This is a genomic window from Rouxiella sp. WC2420 (assembly GCF_041200025.1).
GTDB lineage: Bacteria > Pseudomonadota > Gammaproteobacteria > Enterobacterales > Enterobacteriaceae > Rouxiella.
The window spans coordinates 5014455-5029730 of sequence record NZ_CP165628.1 but is presented as its reverse complement, the minus strand read 5'-3'; the positions used below and the strand labels follow the sequence as shown (position 1 = coordinate 5029730).

Genomic DNA, 15276 nt, shown 5'->3' with positions numbered 1-15276 from the left:
AAATTTTGGGGAAACGAGTGTCAACGGCGGCAGTGATAAATAAGGAGTTACTGGCAGAGCAGGTGTTGCGAGATACCTTCGGCTACCAGCAATTTCGACCGGGTCAGCAGACGATCATAAATGCAGCCATCTCAGGTAAAGATTGCCTGGTGGTGATGCCTACTGGCGGCGGAAAGTCGCTGTGTTATCAGATCCCTGCGCTGGTGATGGATGGCCTGACGTTGGTGGTCTCTCCGCTGATTTCCCTGATGAAAGATCAGGTCGATCAGCTGATGGCTGCCGGTGTAGAAGCCGGTTGCCTCAATTCTACCCAAACCCGCGAACAGCAGCAGGAAGTCATGGCTGGCTGTCGCAGCGGGCGTATTAAAATGCTCTATATCGCCCCTGAGCGTCTGACCATGGGCGATTTCCTGGAGCAGCTGCAACAGTGGAATCCGGCGATGCTGGCGGTCGATGAAGCTCACTGTATTTCTCAGTGGGGCCACGATTTCCGTCCAGAATATCGCGCGCTCGGCCAGCTGAAACTGCGTTATCCACAGCTGCCGGTGATTGCCCTGACCGCAACCGCCGATGACGCTACGCGTAACGATATCGTGCGCCTGCTCGAACTTAACGACCCGCTGGTGCAGGTTAGCAGCTTTGATCGTCCCAATATTCGCTACACTCTGGTCGAGAAGTTTAAACCTCTCGACCAGCTGCTGCGTTTCGTGCAGGACCAACGCGGCAAAAGCGGCATTATTTATTGTGGTAGCCGCGCCAAGGTTGAAGACACCGCCGCCCGGCTGCAAAGCCGTGGCATCAGCGTGGGTGCCTACCATGCCGGTTTGGAAAACGATCGCCGATCGCAGGTGCAGGAAGCATTCCAGCGTGACGACGTGCAAATTGTGGTCGCGACTGTCGCCTTTGGCATGGGGATTAACAAGCCCAATGTGCGGTTCGTGGTGCACTTTGATATCCCACGCAATATCGAATCTTATTATCAGGAAACCGGACGCGCGGGGCGTGACGGTTTGCCTGCCGAAGCTTTACTGCTTTACGATCCGGCCGACATGGCTTGGCTACGCCGATGCCTTGATGAAAAACCGGCAGGGCCACAGCAGGACGTCGAACGCCACAAGCTCAACGCGATGGGCGCCTTTGCCGAAGCGCAAACCTGCCGTCGTTTAGTGCTACTGAATTACTTTGGCGAAGGCAAGCAGGAAGCCTGCGGCAACTGCGATATCTGCCTTGACCCACCTAAACGCTACGATGGCCTGATGGACGCGCAAAAAGCGCTGTCCTGCGTGTATCGTGTCGGCCAGCGCTTTGGCTTAGGCTATATCGTTGAGGTGCTGCGTGGGGCGAACAATCAGCGTATCCGCGAATACGGCCATGACAAGTTGCCGATTTACGGCATGGGGCGCGAGCAAAGCAATGAGCACTGGATAAGCGTGGTGCGCCAGCTCATTCACCTCGGGCTGATTACCCAAAATATCGCCATGCACTCCGCGTTGCAGCTCACCGAGGCTGCCAGACCGGTATTGCGCGGCGAGATAGCGATGCAGCTGGCCGTTCCGCGCCTGCAAACACTTAAAATTCGCGGCACCAACACGCAGAAAACCTATGGTGGCAACTATGACCGCAAGCTGTTTGCCAAACTACGTAAGCTGCGTAAGACCCTTGCGGATGAAGGAAACGTTCCACCTTACGTAGTATTTAACGACACGTCGCTGTTGGAAATGGCCGAACAGCTGCCAGTCAGCCCCGGCGAAATGCTTGGTATTACCGGGGTTGGCCAGCGCAAGCTTGAAAAATTTGGTCGTCCATTTATGGCATTGATCCGCGATCACATTGATAACGACGACGAATGAGTACAATGCCCGACCGTCAATAATCAAATAAGTCAGCGTAAAGAGGAGCAGTAAATCATGTTAATTCTGTTTTTAACCGTTGCCGCCGTGCATCTCGTAGCATTGATGTCGCCGGGGCCAGACTTCTTCTTTGTTTCTCAGACGGCAATGAGCCGCTCGCGCAAAGAGGCAATGATGGGCGTGTTTGGCATTACGCTGGGGGTGCTGGTTTGGGCCGCCGTCGCATTAATGGGCCTGCACCTTTTGCTGCAAAAAATGGCCTGGCTGCATCAAATCATTACCGTGGGCGGCGGGCTGTATCTTTGCTGGATGGGCTGGCAACTGCTGAAGTCTGCGCGGGCGCAAAAAGCGGCGGGTGAAAGCGTATCCGAGATTCAGCCGGTAATCTTGCCCAAGCGCGGTAAAACCTTTATGCGCGGTTTGCTGACCAATCTTTCTAATCCGAAAGCGGTTATTTATTTCGGCAGTATCTTCTCGCTGTTCGTTGGCGATAGCGTCGGCAATGGCGAGCGTTGGGGATTGTTTGCGTTGATCAGTCTCGAAACGCTGGCCTGGTTCTCGGTAGTCGCGATGGTGTTCGCTCTGCCAGTGATGCGCCGAGGTTATCAGCGCTTAGCCAAGTGGATTGATGGCGTAGCGGGCGTGCTGTTCGCGGGTATCGGTATCCACCTGATTATTTCCCGCTAATCTTCAACGTCATGTAATAAAAAACCGCCGATGGCGGTTTTTTGCATTATTAAGTGACTAAAGCAGCTATTTTTCGTTTATCTTCGGCGATTAATACCACACTCCAATGACTTTTTATTCGGATGCCCGCTCCAAATCGCGCTTTCAGGAATAGCCTCACCATGGTGAGTGAGTTTTTGTCCATCATAGGGATAAAACGGGCCTTCTTCGCTGTCGTCAAATTTTCCGCGCCGTTGCCAGCAGCAGCCCAACCATCATAAACAGCGAGCCGAAGATGCGATTGAGCAGGGTCATTTGCTTTGGCGCTTTTATCCAGCCAGAAATGCGTTTTGCCAGCGTGGCGTAACCGATCATCACGATAATATCGACGGCGACAGTGGTAACTCCCAGCACCAGATACTGCGCAACTTGCGGTTGGTGTGGAACGATAAACTGCGGGAACAGCGCGGCGAGAAACACGATGCTTTTTGGGTTGGTAAGATTGACCAGCACCGCGCGTTTGAACAAACGACGGCGCGGCATACTACTGGCCAGCGCGTTCATGTCGATAGCTCCCGCTGCGCGCCATTGGCAGATCCCCAACCAGATAAGATACGCCGCCCCACACCATTTCAGAATTTCAAACGCCAGCAGCGACTGTGACACCAGCGCGCCAAGACCGATACCCACCAGCACGATATGAATCGACAGGCCGAGCTGTAATCCGGAGATAGAGGCGACCGCACCGCGATAACCGTGGCTGATACCGGTACTCATGGTGTTAATGGCACCAGAACCCGGTGAAAGGCTTAAAATCGAGGTTGTGAGCAGATACGTCAGCCACCAATCTACTGTCATTTTACTTCTTCCTTAATGCTGACTCTGCAGCTTGAAATCTATTGAGAACCGTCTTTTTGTGGCACAATACGCTATTGCTTATTAATGCGCTACGGCCTGAAAACAACTTATTTCTCCACGCGGTATTTTTGTTCTGGGACAGTCGATGCCATCAAATTACGATCGCTGGTTAACGCGAGAATACGGCTTTTCAGCCTTTGCTACCGGACCCTTGCTGGATTTCTGGCGCACACGCGAAGAAGCCGAGTTTAACGGGGTTGATAACGTCCCGATCCGCTACGTGCGTTTCTGCTCCGCTCGTCATAACAAAGTCATTTTTATATCCACCGGGCGTATCGAAAGCTACGTAAAATATCCTGAGCTGGCCTACGATTTGTTTAACTGTGGCTACGACGTCATGATTCTTGACCACCGTGGCCAAGGCCGTTCAGGAAGATTACTTAAAGATCCGCACTTGGGGCATGTCGACAAGTTTGACGACTACGTGTCAGATTTATCGACCTTTTATAAGCTCGAGATCGCTCCGCGCAATTATGCTAAAAAGTTTGCGCTGGCTCATTCGATGGGTGGCGCGATCATGGCACTGTTTTTAGCCAGTGAACCTAAAAACTTCGATGCAGCAGTGCTTTGCGCACCGATGACAGGAATTTCGTTGCGCACACCGGACTGGCTAACGCGCAATATTCTTAACTGGGCTGAACGGCGTCCGCTTTATCGTAATAATTACGCACTGGGTACCGGCACCTGGCGGCCACTGCCGTTTGTGGTCAATCGCCTGACCCACAGCCGCGAGCGCTATCGTCGTAATCAGCGTTTTTATGCCGATTATCCCGAGTTGCGGGTGGGCGGGCCGACCTACCATTGGGTGCGCGAAAGCATTCAGGCAGGCGTCAAGATTCTGGAACAAGCCAAAAATATTACTACGCCACTGTTGTTATTGCAGGCAGGTGAAGACCACGTTGTCGATAACAGGTCGCATGCTGCTTTTTGTCAGGCCATGGCCATTGCCGGACACCCCTGCGTTGGGGGTAAGCCGCTGGTTATCGAAGGCGCACGCCATGAGATCCTGTTCGAGCGGGACGATATGCGGGCAAAGGCGTTAGACGCCATCATGCGCTTTTATGCGCGACGAACTTAAACCGCGGCCTACCGCGCACAACTCCATCAGAGGTTAGAACCTAACGTTATGTATCATGTTGTTGCATCCGATTTAGATGGCACGCTGCTGTCACCCGATCATTCCCTGAGCCCTTTCGCCAAAGAGACCCTGCAACTATTAACCCAGCGGGATATTCACTTTGTGTTTGCCACCGGACGTCATCACATTGACGTTGCACAGATGCGCGATGCTCTGGGCATCAGCGCGTACATGATCACCTCCAACGGTGCGCGCGTACACAACACCGACGGCGAATTGATTTTTAGCCATAATCTCGACCCGGATATCGCCGAAGATCTCTTCGCCATTGTCCACGAAAATCCCGATATTCTGACCAATGTATACCGCAACGACGATTGGCACATGAATCGCGATCGTCGCGATCAGGAAGACTTTTTCAAAGAATCGATTTTCAAGTACAAGATCTATCAGCCGGGCCTGCTGGAAACTGACGGTATTGCCAAGGTGTATTTTACCTGCGACGATCACGAAAAATTGATCCCGCTGGAGCAGGCGATTAACGCGCGCTGGGGCGACAGGGTCAATGTCAGCTTCTCGCTGCCGGTATGTCTGGAAGTGATGGCCGGTGGCGTGTCGAAAGGCCACGCGCTGGAAGAAGTTTCCAGGCTGATGGGCTATACTCTGAAAGACTGTATCGCCTTTGGTGACGGCATGAACGACCTTGAGATGCTAAACATGTCGGGTAAAGGCTGTTTGATGAGCGGTTCACTGCCGCGTCTAAAAGCGGCGATGCCGGAGGCGGAAATTATCGGCTCCAACGCCGACGACGCCGTGCCGCATTACCTGCGTAAAATGTATCTGAACAGCGAGCGTTAATACTTCGCTTACGAAAAAGGGCCGTCAGTTGTGCAACTCGCGGCCCTTTGTTTTTCCGGCTCATTATCTGATTTTTTTATGACTAACTGCGTTTAGCCAGTTCCGCTTTGTGTTTGCTTTCACTCAGCATAGTCATTACGAGCAAAATCACCGCCAGCACACAGCCGCCGATCATCACGATAAACCCACCATTCCAGCCGAAATAGTCCACCGTGTAACCAACAATCGCGCTTGCTGCGACCGATCCTCCGAGATAACCAAAAAGGCCGGTAAAACCAGCCGCCGTTCCTGCTGCTTTTTTCGGTGCCAGTTCCAGCGCGTGCAGGCCAATCAGCATTACCGGCCCGTAGATCAGAAAGCCGATGGTGATCATGCAGGCCATATCCACGCCGGGATTTCCCACGGGATTAAGCCAGTAAACCACAGTGGCGATTGTCACCAGCGTCATAAAGAACACGCCAGTGGCCCCGCGATTGCCCTTGAACACTTTGTCTGACATCCAACCGCAAAGCAGAGTGCCCGGTATCCCGGCATATTCATAGAGGAAATAGGTCCAGGAAGACTTATCGAGTGCAAAGTGCTTCACTTCCTTAAGATAGGTCGGTGACCAGTCGAGAATGCCGTAACGCAGCAGGTAAACAAATACGTTGGCCAGTGCGATGTACCACAGCAGCTTGTTGGGCAACACGTATTGCATAAAGATTTGTTTTGCCGTCAGTTCTTGCTCGGCCGAAGCTTTGTCATAATCGGCCGGGTAATCGTTTTTATATTCTTCGATAGGCGGCAGACCACAGGATTGCGGGGTATCGCGCATCATTACAAAAGCAAAAATTGCCAGCGCGATAGCGGCAAATGCCGGCATGTACAGCGCGGCGTGCCAGTCGTTAAACCACGCCATGCCGAGCAGAAACAGTAGGGGAGGAATGCCGCCACCGACGTTATGCGCACAGTTCCATACTGAAACGATGCGCCCGCGCTCTTTCTGTGACCACCAGTGAACCATAGTTCGTCCGCATGGCGGCCATCCCATGCCCTGGAACCAGCCACAAAGGAACAGCAATACGAACATGATGGCAATGCTTGACGTTGCCCAGGGCACGAAACCCATAAAAAGCATCACTACGGCGGATAAGATCAGCCCGGCAGGCAGAAAAACGCGGGGATTAGAACGATCGGAGACCGCACCCATAATAAATTTGGAGAAACCGTAGGCGATGGAAATGCCTGACAGCGCCAGCCCAAGATCGCCGCGTGAGAATCCCTGTTCAACCAGATACGGCATCGCCAGAGCAAAATTTTTACGCACCAGATAGTAGGCCGCATAACCAAAGAAAATGCCGATAAATATCTGCCAGCGCAGGCGGCGGTAGAGTGGATCGACGTGCGTATCGTCCACTGGCGCGATATGCGCGGCCGGTTTGAAAATACTAAGCATGATGCCTCCGAGGTGCTTTCCATAGGTATTGAAATGTTCCATAACGAGCATCCTACGGATCCGACACACGAAGATGGAATCTGCTTTATGACAGTAATGTTGCAGAAATATGACTGTCGGGGCGATTCTGCCGGATTTATTAACACTTTGAAATATTAATGCGCATGAATTGGCGGGATGAGATCACGTTTTAAGGATTTATATGCGCATTTACGTTCGATTTTGCGCGAAATGTGAGGGTGTGTTGAAAATAGGCGGGATTTTAAGGACGAAATACGCGGAGGCAGGCTCCGCGTTTATTGCCGCTAATATTACTGAACTTTAAGCGTTGAGATAATCGCTTCGGCATCAGTTTGTGCCTGTTGCTGATTGTCGGCAGGCAGGGTGATTTGCATGGTCATCAGCTGGTTGTCAATTTTCGCCAACACAATAGAAGAATAGGCTTTTGAACCGGCAGAGTTGATCACGCTGTCATACTGTTGCAGAGTTTGACCATTTACCTGGATCGATTTATTGGTCACAACTTGCAGGTTGGTATCGCGATCGTGCTGCTGCTGTTCCAGTCGATTGGCAATAACTTCCAGCGAGTCTGGTGTGGAATCGCCGAGAATAACGATCACTGCTTTTTGCCCGGATTTATCGGCATAAACGTGCATGTTATTGGCTTGAGTACCCAACTTGCCGCTTTGGTCACTCATGCCGTTTGGCAATGCAAAGGTGAGTTTGCCATCCAGCAGGCTAATTTGCTTAGTTGCGGCAGCCGCAGCGGCTGGCGTTGCGCCCTTGTCTGCTGATGCTGTTTTATCATCAGTTTTGCCATCGCAGGCCGCCAAACCGGCAACCAGCAGCGTTATTCCCATAAACTTGGCTAATTTGTGCATAGGGCTTCCTTTAAGTTTCACGCACCTTACATCCGCCAACGCGTGACGGATGTAGATTATTGACTTCACGGCCTTTATGGCAACCTATTCACGGGCGAAAAGCAAGTCAGATATTGGCGGCTTTTGTGTCGTCATGAAACGCTACGGGTTCGCCTTTACCTGATTGCGCCAGGCGCTTGAGCAGGACGTTGAGCAGCATACCGTACATCGGCAGGAAGAAAATCAGACAAATGAGCAATTTGAAGCTGTAATCTACCAGTGCAATTTCAACCCAGTGCTGGGCCATAAACGCATCGCTACTTTTATAGAAAGCAATAAAGAAGAACGCCAGAGTATCGCTGATATTACCGAGGAACATTGCCGCCGTGGGCGCTACCCACCAGCTGTTGCGCTGACGCAGGCGGTTAAACACTTGTACATCAAGGATTTGCCCCAACACGTAAGCCATAAAGCTGGCGGTTGCGATGCGCGCCACCATAACGTTGAGACTACTCAGCGAAGCAAAGCCCTGCCAGCTTCCCTGATAAAACAGCGCGGAGATGAAATATGAAATCACCAGCGCAGGCACCATCACCGATAAAATAATCCGCCGCGCCAGGGGAGCACCAAAAATACGCACCGTCAGATCGGTTGCCAGGAAGATAAACGGAAAGGTAAAAGCGCCCCAAGTGGTAGTAAAACCAAAGATGGAGACAGGTAATTGCACCAGATAATTACTGGAAGTAATGATGGCGATATGAAATAGCGAAAGCCATATCAACGCGGAAAACCGCTGTTGAGCTGTAAAGGAATACATAAATTGTGACCTTTTTAGTGGTTGGGGTGAGGGAACCCAATAACGCCTGCTGCATCTTGCCCTATGCGACGAGTGCTGTGCGGGCTAAATATTGTACTAAAAACGGCGAATTTGCTACCGCGGCGCGCATACTATCCTTCCCACCTCGTTTGCGCAACACTATCCTGCCCCCTTGACGCTGTAACATCGTTGGCTTCGCTCTTTCACCCGAATCACTTACTAAATGCAAGCTCATCGGGATTCACTCGCTTGCCGCCTTGTTACAGCGCCAAGGGCTTTGGGGTACAACATCGCTTGCGTCGTTTAAATTGCGAGTTAAACTGTCGCGGCTTAAACAGGGTGAATCAGAAAGGGGAAACCGCCACCATGAACGACGTATTTGACCATCCCGACCACCAGTTAGACGCGCTCGGCCTGCGTTGCCCGGAGCCGGTAATGATGGTGCGCAAAACCGTGCGTAAAATGAACGACGGTGAAACCCTGCTGATTTTGGCCGACGATCCGGCAACTACCCGCGATATTCCTGGCTTCTGCCGTTTTATGGAACACACCTTAGTAGCCTCTGACACTGAACAGCTGCCTTATCGCTACCTGCTGAAAAAAGGGTTGTAATAAAAAAGCACCGACGCATAACCACGCCAGTGCTTTTAGATTTTAAACAGTCCAGCATTCTGACCTGATTATTTTATGATTTTTTCCTGAGTAACCGCAGCGCATTGGCCGTGACCAAGGCCGTTGCCCCCGAATCTGCTAATACCGCCAGCCAAAGACCGGTCAATCCAATCAGCGTCGTCACCAGGAAAATCCCTTTTAGACCCAGAGCGATAGTGATGTTTTGGCGGATGTTAGCCCGCGTTGCTCGTGAAAGCTCAATCATCTGTGCCAGACCACCGAGGCGATTGTGAGTCAGGGCCGCATCGGCAGTTTCCAGCGCCACGTCGGTGCCGCTGCCCATCGCAATACCTATACGCGCGGCCTTCATCGCCGGTGCATCGTTGATGCCGTCACCTACCATTGCTGTAACCCGGTTCTGGCTAAGCTCGGCCACTGCACGTACTTTATCTGCCGGAAGCAGACCTGCCTTGAAGTCGATGCCCAGTTTGGCGGCAATACTCTGTGCGGCCAGCGGGTTATCGCCGGTCAGCATCACCGTTTCAATTCCCAATCGTTTAAGGTCCGCCAACGCGCTGATAGCGTCCGCCCGCAGTTTGTCCTGCATCGCCAACAGCCCAACCGGGCGCTCATCCTGAACAATCACGACGACGGTTTTACCCATCGACTCCAGCTCGGTAATTTGCGCAACCACTGTGGCCGTCAAGGTATTTTCAGGCAAATGTTTGGGGGCAGCGACCAATACCCGTTTTTCGTGTACCCAACCTTCAACGCCCACACCAGCTAGTGCTCGACGACGTTCGGCAGTCAAAGGCGGTTGCGCCGTGGCAGCTTCGATAATCGCCTTGGCCAGCGGATGATGCGAGCCGACCTCCACGGCTGCGGCCATTGCCAGCAGCTGCGATACCGAAATATCGGCTAATGCGATACTGTCGGTGACCTCTGGTTTGCCTTCGGTCAGCGTGCCTGTCTTGTCCAATGCAATAGTCTCAACCAGCGCCAGCTGTTCGAGCGCGGCACCGCCTTTTATTAGCGCTCCCTGACGTGTTGCCGCCGCCAGTCCAGAAGTAATCGCGGCTGGGGTTGAAATCACCAACGCGCAAGGGCAACCAATCAGCAGCAGCGTCAGCCCGCGATAAATCCAGGTTTCCCAAGCTAAACCCATCGCCAGCGGCGGGATGATAATCACCAGCAGCGCCATCAGCATGATAACCGGAGTGTAATAACGGCTAAAGGTATCGAGGAAACGCTCGATGGGTGCGCGGCGTTCTTCTGCTTCTTCAATCAGCTGCAAAATGCGGTCGATGGCACTTTTGCCCGGCGCAGAAGACACGTTGAGCTGCGCAACCGCATCAACACACAGGCTGCCTGCCGGAATTTTTTCGCCGGGCTGGCGTTCGACCGGAACGGACTCGCCGGTTAACGCGCTTTCATCAAAGCTCGCAGCGGCCTGCATCAATACGGCATCCACCGGCAAACGGCCACCGGCCGAGACTTCAATAACATCATCAGGGCGCAGGCTGGCAACTGGCACCGTCTGCAATTTACCCGCGACCATTTTCTGGGCGCTTTCGGGGATCAGTGCCATCAGGGCTTTGACACCACTGCGCGCGCGGCTGGCGGCAAAGGCTTCAAGCTTTTCACCGACCATAAACAGCAGCAGAACCATCGCTGCTTCGGCGGTGGCACCAATAAACAGCGCGCCAATTGCAGCAATGCTCATCAGGGTTTCAATGGCAAACGGCGTGCCGCTGCGAGTCTGACGAATTGCCTGACGCAGCACCGGCCACAGGCCAACCAGCGTAGTTAGAGTAAAGGCGATTTTGCCAAACTGCGGCGTAAACTGATTGAGTAAACTACTCAGCAGCATCAGTCCAATCAGTCCAATCAGTAAGGCGTTTTCCCGCAGAAAGGAGGGCGCTGCAGCAGCGGGGGATTCTGGCTCGATCAGCGTGAAACCGGCGGCTTCAACGGCCTGAGTGATTTTTAGGGAAAGGCTTTCAGCCGAGAGGTTGTGAGGGGCATCAACCACCAGTTTTTCGGTTGCGAAAAGTACTTTGGCCTTGCTGATATTGGCCAGGCCGCCGACGGCATTTTCAATCTTGCGCGCACAGCTAGGGCAATCCATACCCGTTACTAACCAGCTTAAACGCTGTGTACCGGGTTGAGCCGTGCTGGGACTTTCCTCATCACCGCCTTCATTATCATCACTGTTGCAAGCCTCGTGGTTGTGCGAGTGTGAGTGCCCACTGGGTGGGGTTGAAGTACAGCAGGATGAGGCGGCCAGAGGCGCAGAATCACTACAGCAATCAGCCGGATGCGGGCCAACAGGTTTGATACGGCTAATTTGCTTAAACGTCGTCGTGCGAGGGGCCGAACTTTTACAGCTCCCGCCACAGCTGGAAGAATGTTGATGTGTAGACATATAAACTCTCCTGAATAGCGTCTTCGAACGCTGATTGCAGGAGTGTACACCTTGGAGTGGACTCCAGGGTCAAGGTAAAAGTACAGGCCGATGCCCAACGCCCCCTTTAAATAATTTTTACGCTAATAATTTCAATTATTTAAAGGGGGCAGAAGGCGTTACAGATACAGTGATTCCACAATCAGGAAGTGGCCGCCGAAATAACAGGCGGCAACAATGGCGTCTGCCGTGCGGAATTTGTAGCGGTAATGGCTGACCATCCAGACGATATTGGCGACCAGCAACAGGATCGCGCCGCAAAGTGCTGCGAAGGCTGCGTTAGTGCCACGGAAGAAATATTGCTCGCCGGCGACCCATACCATGATTAACGTCATAACCATGAAAGTGATAATCGCCCAGCGCATTTCTTCGAGTCGGGTCCAGATCGTTGCCAGCAAAACCAGGCCGATGACGAAGAGCACGACGGGTAGCGGCCAGTAGTATACAAAACTCATCTGACTGGCGAAGCTCAGGGTGTAAAGCAAGTGCGACAGGAAAAATGCCCCGATAGCGTAAAGGTAGCGCTCTTTAGGCAATAGCAGCAGCGCATCGGCAATCAGCGTTGCCAGCAGGCCCACTTCAATCAGGTAGCCATTGGTGGAAATCACCGGCGCTAACCACGCGAGCAGCATCAACAATAGCAGGGTAACAGGTTTAAACAGCCAACCTTGCCAGCGCGGCCCCCGATAGCGAGCATCGACATACAGCCAGGCAGAAAGAAATACAGCAATAAACGGCCAACTCATTGTTTGTCCTTATCTATTCAAAGAAAGCAAAGAACTGCCAAAACAGAGGAGCAATTCCCGCTCCACCACATCCTTTCAGTGTAGGAGAGGCACGGGGGGCCCGACAATCTTAAAACAGGCTTAAAATTGCTTTAGTGAAATAAACTGGGGATTTAGACAGGTTGGTTTAACTTTTATCTAGCTAAATCGCGCCGTGCTGGGGATGAAAGATGCGATGGCGATAAGCGACTCTGACAGGCAACACAATCACCTTAGTCATCGACAGAGTCGCCGTAGTCATTTATTTTTTCGGCAGCGGCGGCTGTTTCTTCTGCCAGGCCAGCAGTTCAAATACGCCGAACAGGAAAATTCGCAGCTCGAGCCAGCCGCCAATCTTAGGCTGATCTTTGGCCTGCGTGGCTTTAAGCAGCATGACCTGAATCCCGTGCATGAAGAACATAAACACCATCGCCACGTCGAGGAAATATCTCATCGGTTTAGGGAACGGGTGCACGATGTTCGACAGCAAGAAAATCCAGATGCAAAGCATCAGTAAACGACCAAAATTAATCAACATCTGACTGCTCCTGTGGCGAGGTGTCCGCGTCTGGCGTAACGTCGCGATGATATAAACGATAGGCAACTTGTCCGGCTATTTTTTCGCGATGTAGACGCCAGCCATTGGGCACCAGGATCGGGCCGTGTTCCACTTCTGATTCAATGTAAATCCAGGCTTCATCAGCCAACCAGCCGTTTGCGTCGAGTAATCCGAGCGTGTCTTGCAGGATGCCTTTGCGAAAAGGTGGATCGAGAAAAATCACGTCATAGGGCGTACCACTTTTAGCTAGCCAATTCATGGTGTTAACGTTAATCACCTGACCCTGCTGCGCATTCAGCAGCGCGAGATTACGCTCGAGTTGCTGAGCTACCGGTTTTTCGAATTCCAGCAACGTGGCGCTGCCCGCATAGCGCGACAGGGCTTCGATACCCAGCGCGCCACTGCCGGCGAAGCAGTCCAGGCAACGCGCACCCTGAATTACCGGGGCCAGCCAGTTAAATAATGTTTCTCTCACCCGATCTGTTGTCGGGCGCAGTCCTGGGCTGTGCGGCACCGGTAGCTTGCGTCCACGCCATTGCCCACCAATCAGGCGGATCTGGCCAGCAGCCGGGGTTTGCGGTTTTTTTGCCATAGTTTTTGAGTATAAATTCTGGTTGTATAAATGTCGTCGTGGGTGTTCAGAACACGGTTTGGAGGGCTATTCTACCGGTGTGGCACGTTTGGGCAAACATTTATCCCTCTCTTGCGTAACGGTTCGGCGCGTAGTTGATTGTATGAGCAGTGAATTCATCACTCAGGCGTGTTGCGTTTAAGGGAAAGTGATAGACTGCTAGGTTATTACCCTATTAATAATCCGTTCGTCGAGAATTAACGGCGTGGAGTGAAGTTGTAAAATGGCAAAAGAGAAAAAACGCGGCTTTCTTTCCTGGTTTGGACGTGGTCGCAAGGAAGAAGAACAGCCGCAAGATGCAGAAAAACTTGAGCAGCCCGTTGAGCCGGTAGAACTTGCCGAAGCCGAGGCGCACTTAGCTTCTGAACAGCATCATGAAGCTCCTCGCGAAGAGCACGCCGGAGAATGGGACGCTGCCGCAGTCGCCGAAGCAGAAATCGTTGATAAAGCCCACGAAATCATTTCTGAGCCTCAGCACGTCGAGCCTGTGGTTATAGAATCCGAGACTGTAGGGTCTAGTGTCATAGAACCTGAAGTTGCAGAGCCTGAGGTTATTGAAAGTCTGCCGGAAGTCGAGCCTGCAATTGCAGAGCACCAGCCCGAAGCCGAGCCAGCGATCATTGACGTCGAGCCGATAAAAGAGGTTGAGCCGACTTCACAAGTGCTGGCACAGGAAATCGTTGAAGTCACCGAGCAGGTTGCCGCGCACCAACATCTGCCCGAGGCAGTGATCCAGCCAGAGCACGACGTGCCTGAAGTGCAGGATTTACCGGTCGCACAAGAGCCGTTGGTCAGCCTGCCTGCGCTGGAACAGCAGACCGAGCAGGAGCGTCCAACCAAAGAAGGCTTCTTTGCGCGCCTTAAACGCAGCCTGATTAAAACCAGGCAGAATTTAGGTTCCGGCTTTATTGGCCTGTTCCGCGGCAAGAAAATTGATGACGAGCTGTTCGAGGAGCTGGAAGAACAGCTGCTGATCGCTGATGTCGGCGTCGAAACTACCCGTAAAATCATTACTTCCCTGACCGAGCATGCCAGCCGCAAGCAGTTGAAAGATGCTGAAGCGCTTTACAGCAAGCTGAAGGAAGAAATGTCTGAAATATTGGCTAAAGTTGATAAGCCGCTGGATGTTGGCGGGAAAACCCCGTATGTCATCCTGATGGTCGGTGTTAACGGCGTCGGTAAGACCACAACCATCGGTAAACTGGCGCGCCAGTTTGAGGCCGAAGGTAAATCGGTAATGCTGGCGGCGGGCGATACCTTCCGTGCAGCGGCGGTCGAACAGCTACAGGTGTGGGGACAGCGCAACAACATTCCGGTGATTGCCCAGCATACCGGCGCTGATTCTGCCTCGGTGATTTTCGACGCGATTCAGGCAGCCAAATCACGCAAAGTTGACGTGCTAATCGCCGATACTGCGGGCCGTTTGCAGAATAAATCCCATTTAATGGAAGAGCTTAAGAAAATTGTCCGGGTCATGAAAAAACTGGACGAAGACGCCCCTCACGAGGTTATGCTGACGCTGGATGCCAGTACTGGGCAGAACGCGGTGAGCCAGGCCAGGCTGTTTAACGAAGCAGTCGGTCTGACGGGCATCACCTTGACCAAGCTGGACGGTACCGCCAAGGGCGGCGTGATCTTCGCTATCGCCGACCAGTTTGAGATCCCTATCCGTTACATCGGCGTAGGTGAGGGTATCGAAGATTTAAGGCCGTTTAAGGCTGACGATTTTATTGAGGCACTTTTTGCCCGAGAGGATTAATACGG

Annotated in this window: 14 protein-coding genes; 6 read left to right on the top strand and 8 right to left on the bottom strand. The window is 52.6% G+C overall.

The genetic code is table 11. The annotated features are described in order from the left end of the window. The first annotated feature begins 17 nt into the window (after nucleotides 1-17). A complete protein-coding gene (gene recQ, locus AB3G37_RS23160) occupies nucleotides 18-1850 on the top strand; it encodes an ATP-dependent DNA helicase RecQ (RefSeq protein ID WP_369789204.1) in 1833 nt (610 codons plus the stop codon). 57 nt (nucleotides 1851-1907) lie between these two features. Then, nucleotides 1908-2537 carry a threonine export protein RhtC gene (rhtC, locus tag AB3G37_RS23155; RefSeq protein ID WP_009637841.1) on the top strand — a complete coding sequence of 210 codons (630 nt, stop codon included), beginning with the start codon at nucleotides 1908-1910 and terminating at the stop codon, nucleotides 2535-2537. Nucleotides 2538-2753: 216 nt separating this feature from the next. Here the strand turns inward: rhtC and rhtB are convergent, their stop codons facing one another. Next, nucleotides 2754-3374 (bottom strand): homoserine/homoserine lactone efflux protein, encoded by a 621-nt coding sequence (gene rhtB, locus AB3G37_RS23150; RefSeq protein ID WP_369789203.1) that lies wholly within the window; start codon nucleotides 3372-3374, stop codon nucleotides 2754-2756. Between the two features lie 145 nt (nucleotides 3375-3519). Here rhtB and pldB point away from each other — a divergent pair, with 145 nt between their 5' ends. After that, nucleotides 3520-4512 (top strand): lysophospholipase L2, encoded by a 993-nt coding sequence (pldB, locus tag AB3G37_RS23145; RefSeq protein WP_369789202.1) that lies wholly within the window; start codon nucleotides 3520-3522, stop codon nucleotides 4510-4512. A 48-nt stretch (nucleotides 4513-4560) separates the two neighbouring features. Next, entirely contained in the window at nucleotides 4561-5370 is an 810-nt protein-coding gene (yigL, locus tag AB3G37_RS23140; RefSeq protein ID WP_369789201.1) for a sugar/pyridoxal phosphate phosphatase YigL, read from the top strand. Nucleotides 5371-5452: 82 nt separating this feature from the next. Here yigL and glpT read toward each other — a convergent pair whose 3' ends face one another. From glpT to AB3G37_RS23125, 3 genes are all read right to left on the bottom strand, one after another. After that, on the bottom strand, nucleotides 5453-6805 hold the full coding sequence (gene glpT, locus AB3G37_RS23135; RefSeq protein WP_369789200.1) for a glycerol-3-phosphate transporter: 1353 nt from the start codon (nucleotides 6803-6805) through the stop codon (nucleotides 5453-5455). A 311-nt stretch (nucleotides 6806-7116) separates the two neighbouring features. Beyond that, nucleotides 7117-7686, bottom strand: a complete 570-nt coding sequence (locus AB3G37_RS23130) for a DcrB family lipoprotein (RefSeq protein ID WP_009637835.1) — start codon at nucleotides 7684-7686, stop codon at nucleotides 7117-7119. Nucleotides 7687-7792: 106 nt separating this feature from the next. Beyond that, nucleotides 7793-8482, bottom strand: coding sequence for a 7-cyano-7-deazaguanine/7-aminomethyl-7-deazaguanine transporter (locus AB3G37_RS23125; protein WP_009637834.1), 690 nt, complete (start codon nucleotides 8480-8482; stop codon nucleotides 7793-7795). Nucleotides 8483-8848: 366 nt separating this feature from the next. Between AB3G37_RS23125 and tusA the strand changes: the two genes are divergently transcribed. Beyond that, complete coding sequence (gene tusA / locus AB3G37_RS23120; protein WP_369789199.1) at nucleotides 8849-9094, top strand: sulfurtransferase TusA; 246 nt, start codon at nucleotides 8849-8851, stop codon at nucleotides 9092-9094. A 73-nt stretch (nucleotides 9095-9167) separates the two neighbouring features. On the opposite strand, the gene AB3G37_RS23115 is transcribed toward tusA, so the two are convergent. The 4 genes from AB3G37_RS23115 to rsmD all read right to left on the bottom strand — a co-directional run bounded on the left by AB3G37_RS23115 (nucleotide 9168) and on the right by rsmD (nucleotide 13473). Next, complete coding sequence (locus tag AB3G37_RS23115; protein ID WP_369789198.1) at nucleotides 9168-11519, bottom strand: zinc/cadmium/mercury/lead-transporting ATPase; 2352 nt, start codon at nucleotides 11517-11519, stop codon at nucleotides 9168-9170. A 158-nt stretch (nucleotides 11520-11677) separates the two neighbouring features. After that, on the bottom strand, nucleotides 11678-12304 hold the full coding sequence (locus AB3G37_RS23110; protein WP_369789197.1) for a lysoplasmalogenase: 627 nt from the start codon (nucleotides 12302-12304) through the stop codon (nucleotides 11678-11680). Nucleotides 12305-12584: 280 nt separating this feature from the next. Beyond that, nucleotides 12585-12860, bottom strand: a complete 276-nt coding sequence (locus AB3G37_RS23105; RefSeq protein ID WP_009638768.1) for a DUF1145 family protein — start codon at nucleotides 12858-12860, stop codon at nucleotides 12585-12587. Next, nucleotides 12850-13473, bottom strand: a complete 624-nt coding sequence (gene rsmD / locus AB3G37_RS23100; protein WP_369789196.1) for a 16S rRNA (guanine(966)-N(2))-methyltransferase — start codon at nucleotides 13471-13473, stop codon at nucleotides 12850-12852. Before rsmD ends, AB3G37_RS23105 begins: the two co-directional genes overlap by 11 nt. A 262-nt stretch (nucleotides 13474-13735) precedes the next feature. Between rsmD and ftsY the strand changes: the two genes are divergently transcribed. Beyond that, entirely contained in the window at nucleotides 13736-15271 is a 1536-nt protein-coding gene (gene ftsY, locus AB3G37_RS23095; RefSeq protein ID WP_369789195.1) for a signal recognition particle-docking protein FtsY, read from the top strand. The last annotated feature ends 5 nt before the right edge of the window (nucleotides 15272-15276 follow it).

Excerpts from the sequence above, each read along its gene's own strand:
- AB3G37_RS23105 (WP_009638768.1), bottom strand. The coding sequence starts at position 12,860 with ATGTTGATTAATTTTGGTCGTTTACTGATGCTTTGCATCTGGATTTTC.
- rhtC (WP_009637841.1), top strand. The coding sequence starts at position 1,908 with ATGTTAATTCTGTTTTTAACCGTTGCCGCCGTGCATCTCGTAGCATTG.
- yigL (WP_369789201.1), top strand. The coding sequence starts at position 4,561 with ATGTATCATGTTGTTGCATCCGATTTAGATGGCACGCTGCTGTCACCC.
- tusA (WP_369789199.1), top strand. The coding sequence starts at position 8,849 with ATGAACGACGTATTTGACCATCCCGACCACCAGTTAGACGCGCTCGGC.
- glpT (WP_369789200.1), bottom strand. The coding sequence starts at position 6,805 with ATGCTTAGTATTTTCAAACCGGCCGCGCATATCGCGCCAGTGGACGAT.
- AB3G37_RS23110 (WP_369789197.1), bottom strand. The coding sequence starts at position 12,304 with ATGAGTTGGCCGTTTATTGCTGTATTTCTTTCTGCCTGGCTGTATGTC.
- AB3G37_RS23125 (WP_009637834.1), bottom strand. The coding sequence starts at position 8,482 with ATGTATTCCTTTACAGCTCAACAGCGGTTTTCCGCGTTGATATGGCTT.
- pldB (WP_369789202.1), top strand. The coding sequence starts at position 3,520 with ATGCCATCAAATTACGATCGCTGGTTAACGCGAGAATACGGCTTTTCA.
- rhtB (WP_369789203.1), bottom strand. The coding sequence starts at position 3,374 with ATGACAGTAGATTGGTGGCTGACGTATCTGCTCACAACCTCGATTTTA.
- AB3G37_RS23130 (WP_009637835.1), bottom strand. The coding sequence starts at position 7,686 with ATGCACAAATTAGCCAAGTTTATGGGAATAACGCTGCTGGTTGCCGGT.
- AB3G37_RS23115 (WP_369789198.1), bottom strand. The coding sequence starts at position 11,519 with ATGTCTACACATCAACATTCTTCCAGCTGTGGCGGGAGCTGTAAAAGT.
- rsmD (WP_369789196.1), bottom strand. The coding sequence starts at position 13,473 with ATGGCAAAAAAACCGCAAACCCCGGCTGCTGGCCAGATCCGCCTGATT.
- ftsY (WP_369789195.1), top strand. The coding sequence starts at position 13,736 with ATGGCAAAAGAGAAAAAACGCGGCTTTCTTTCCTGGTTTGGACGTGGT.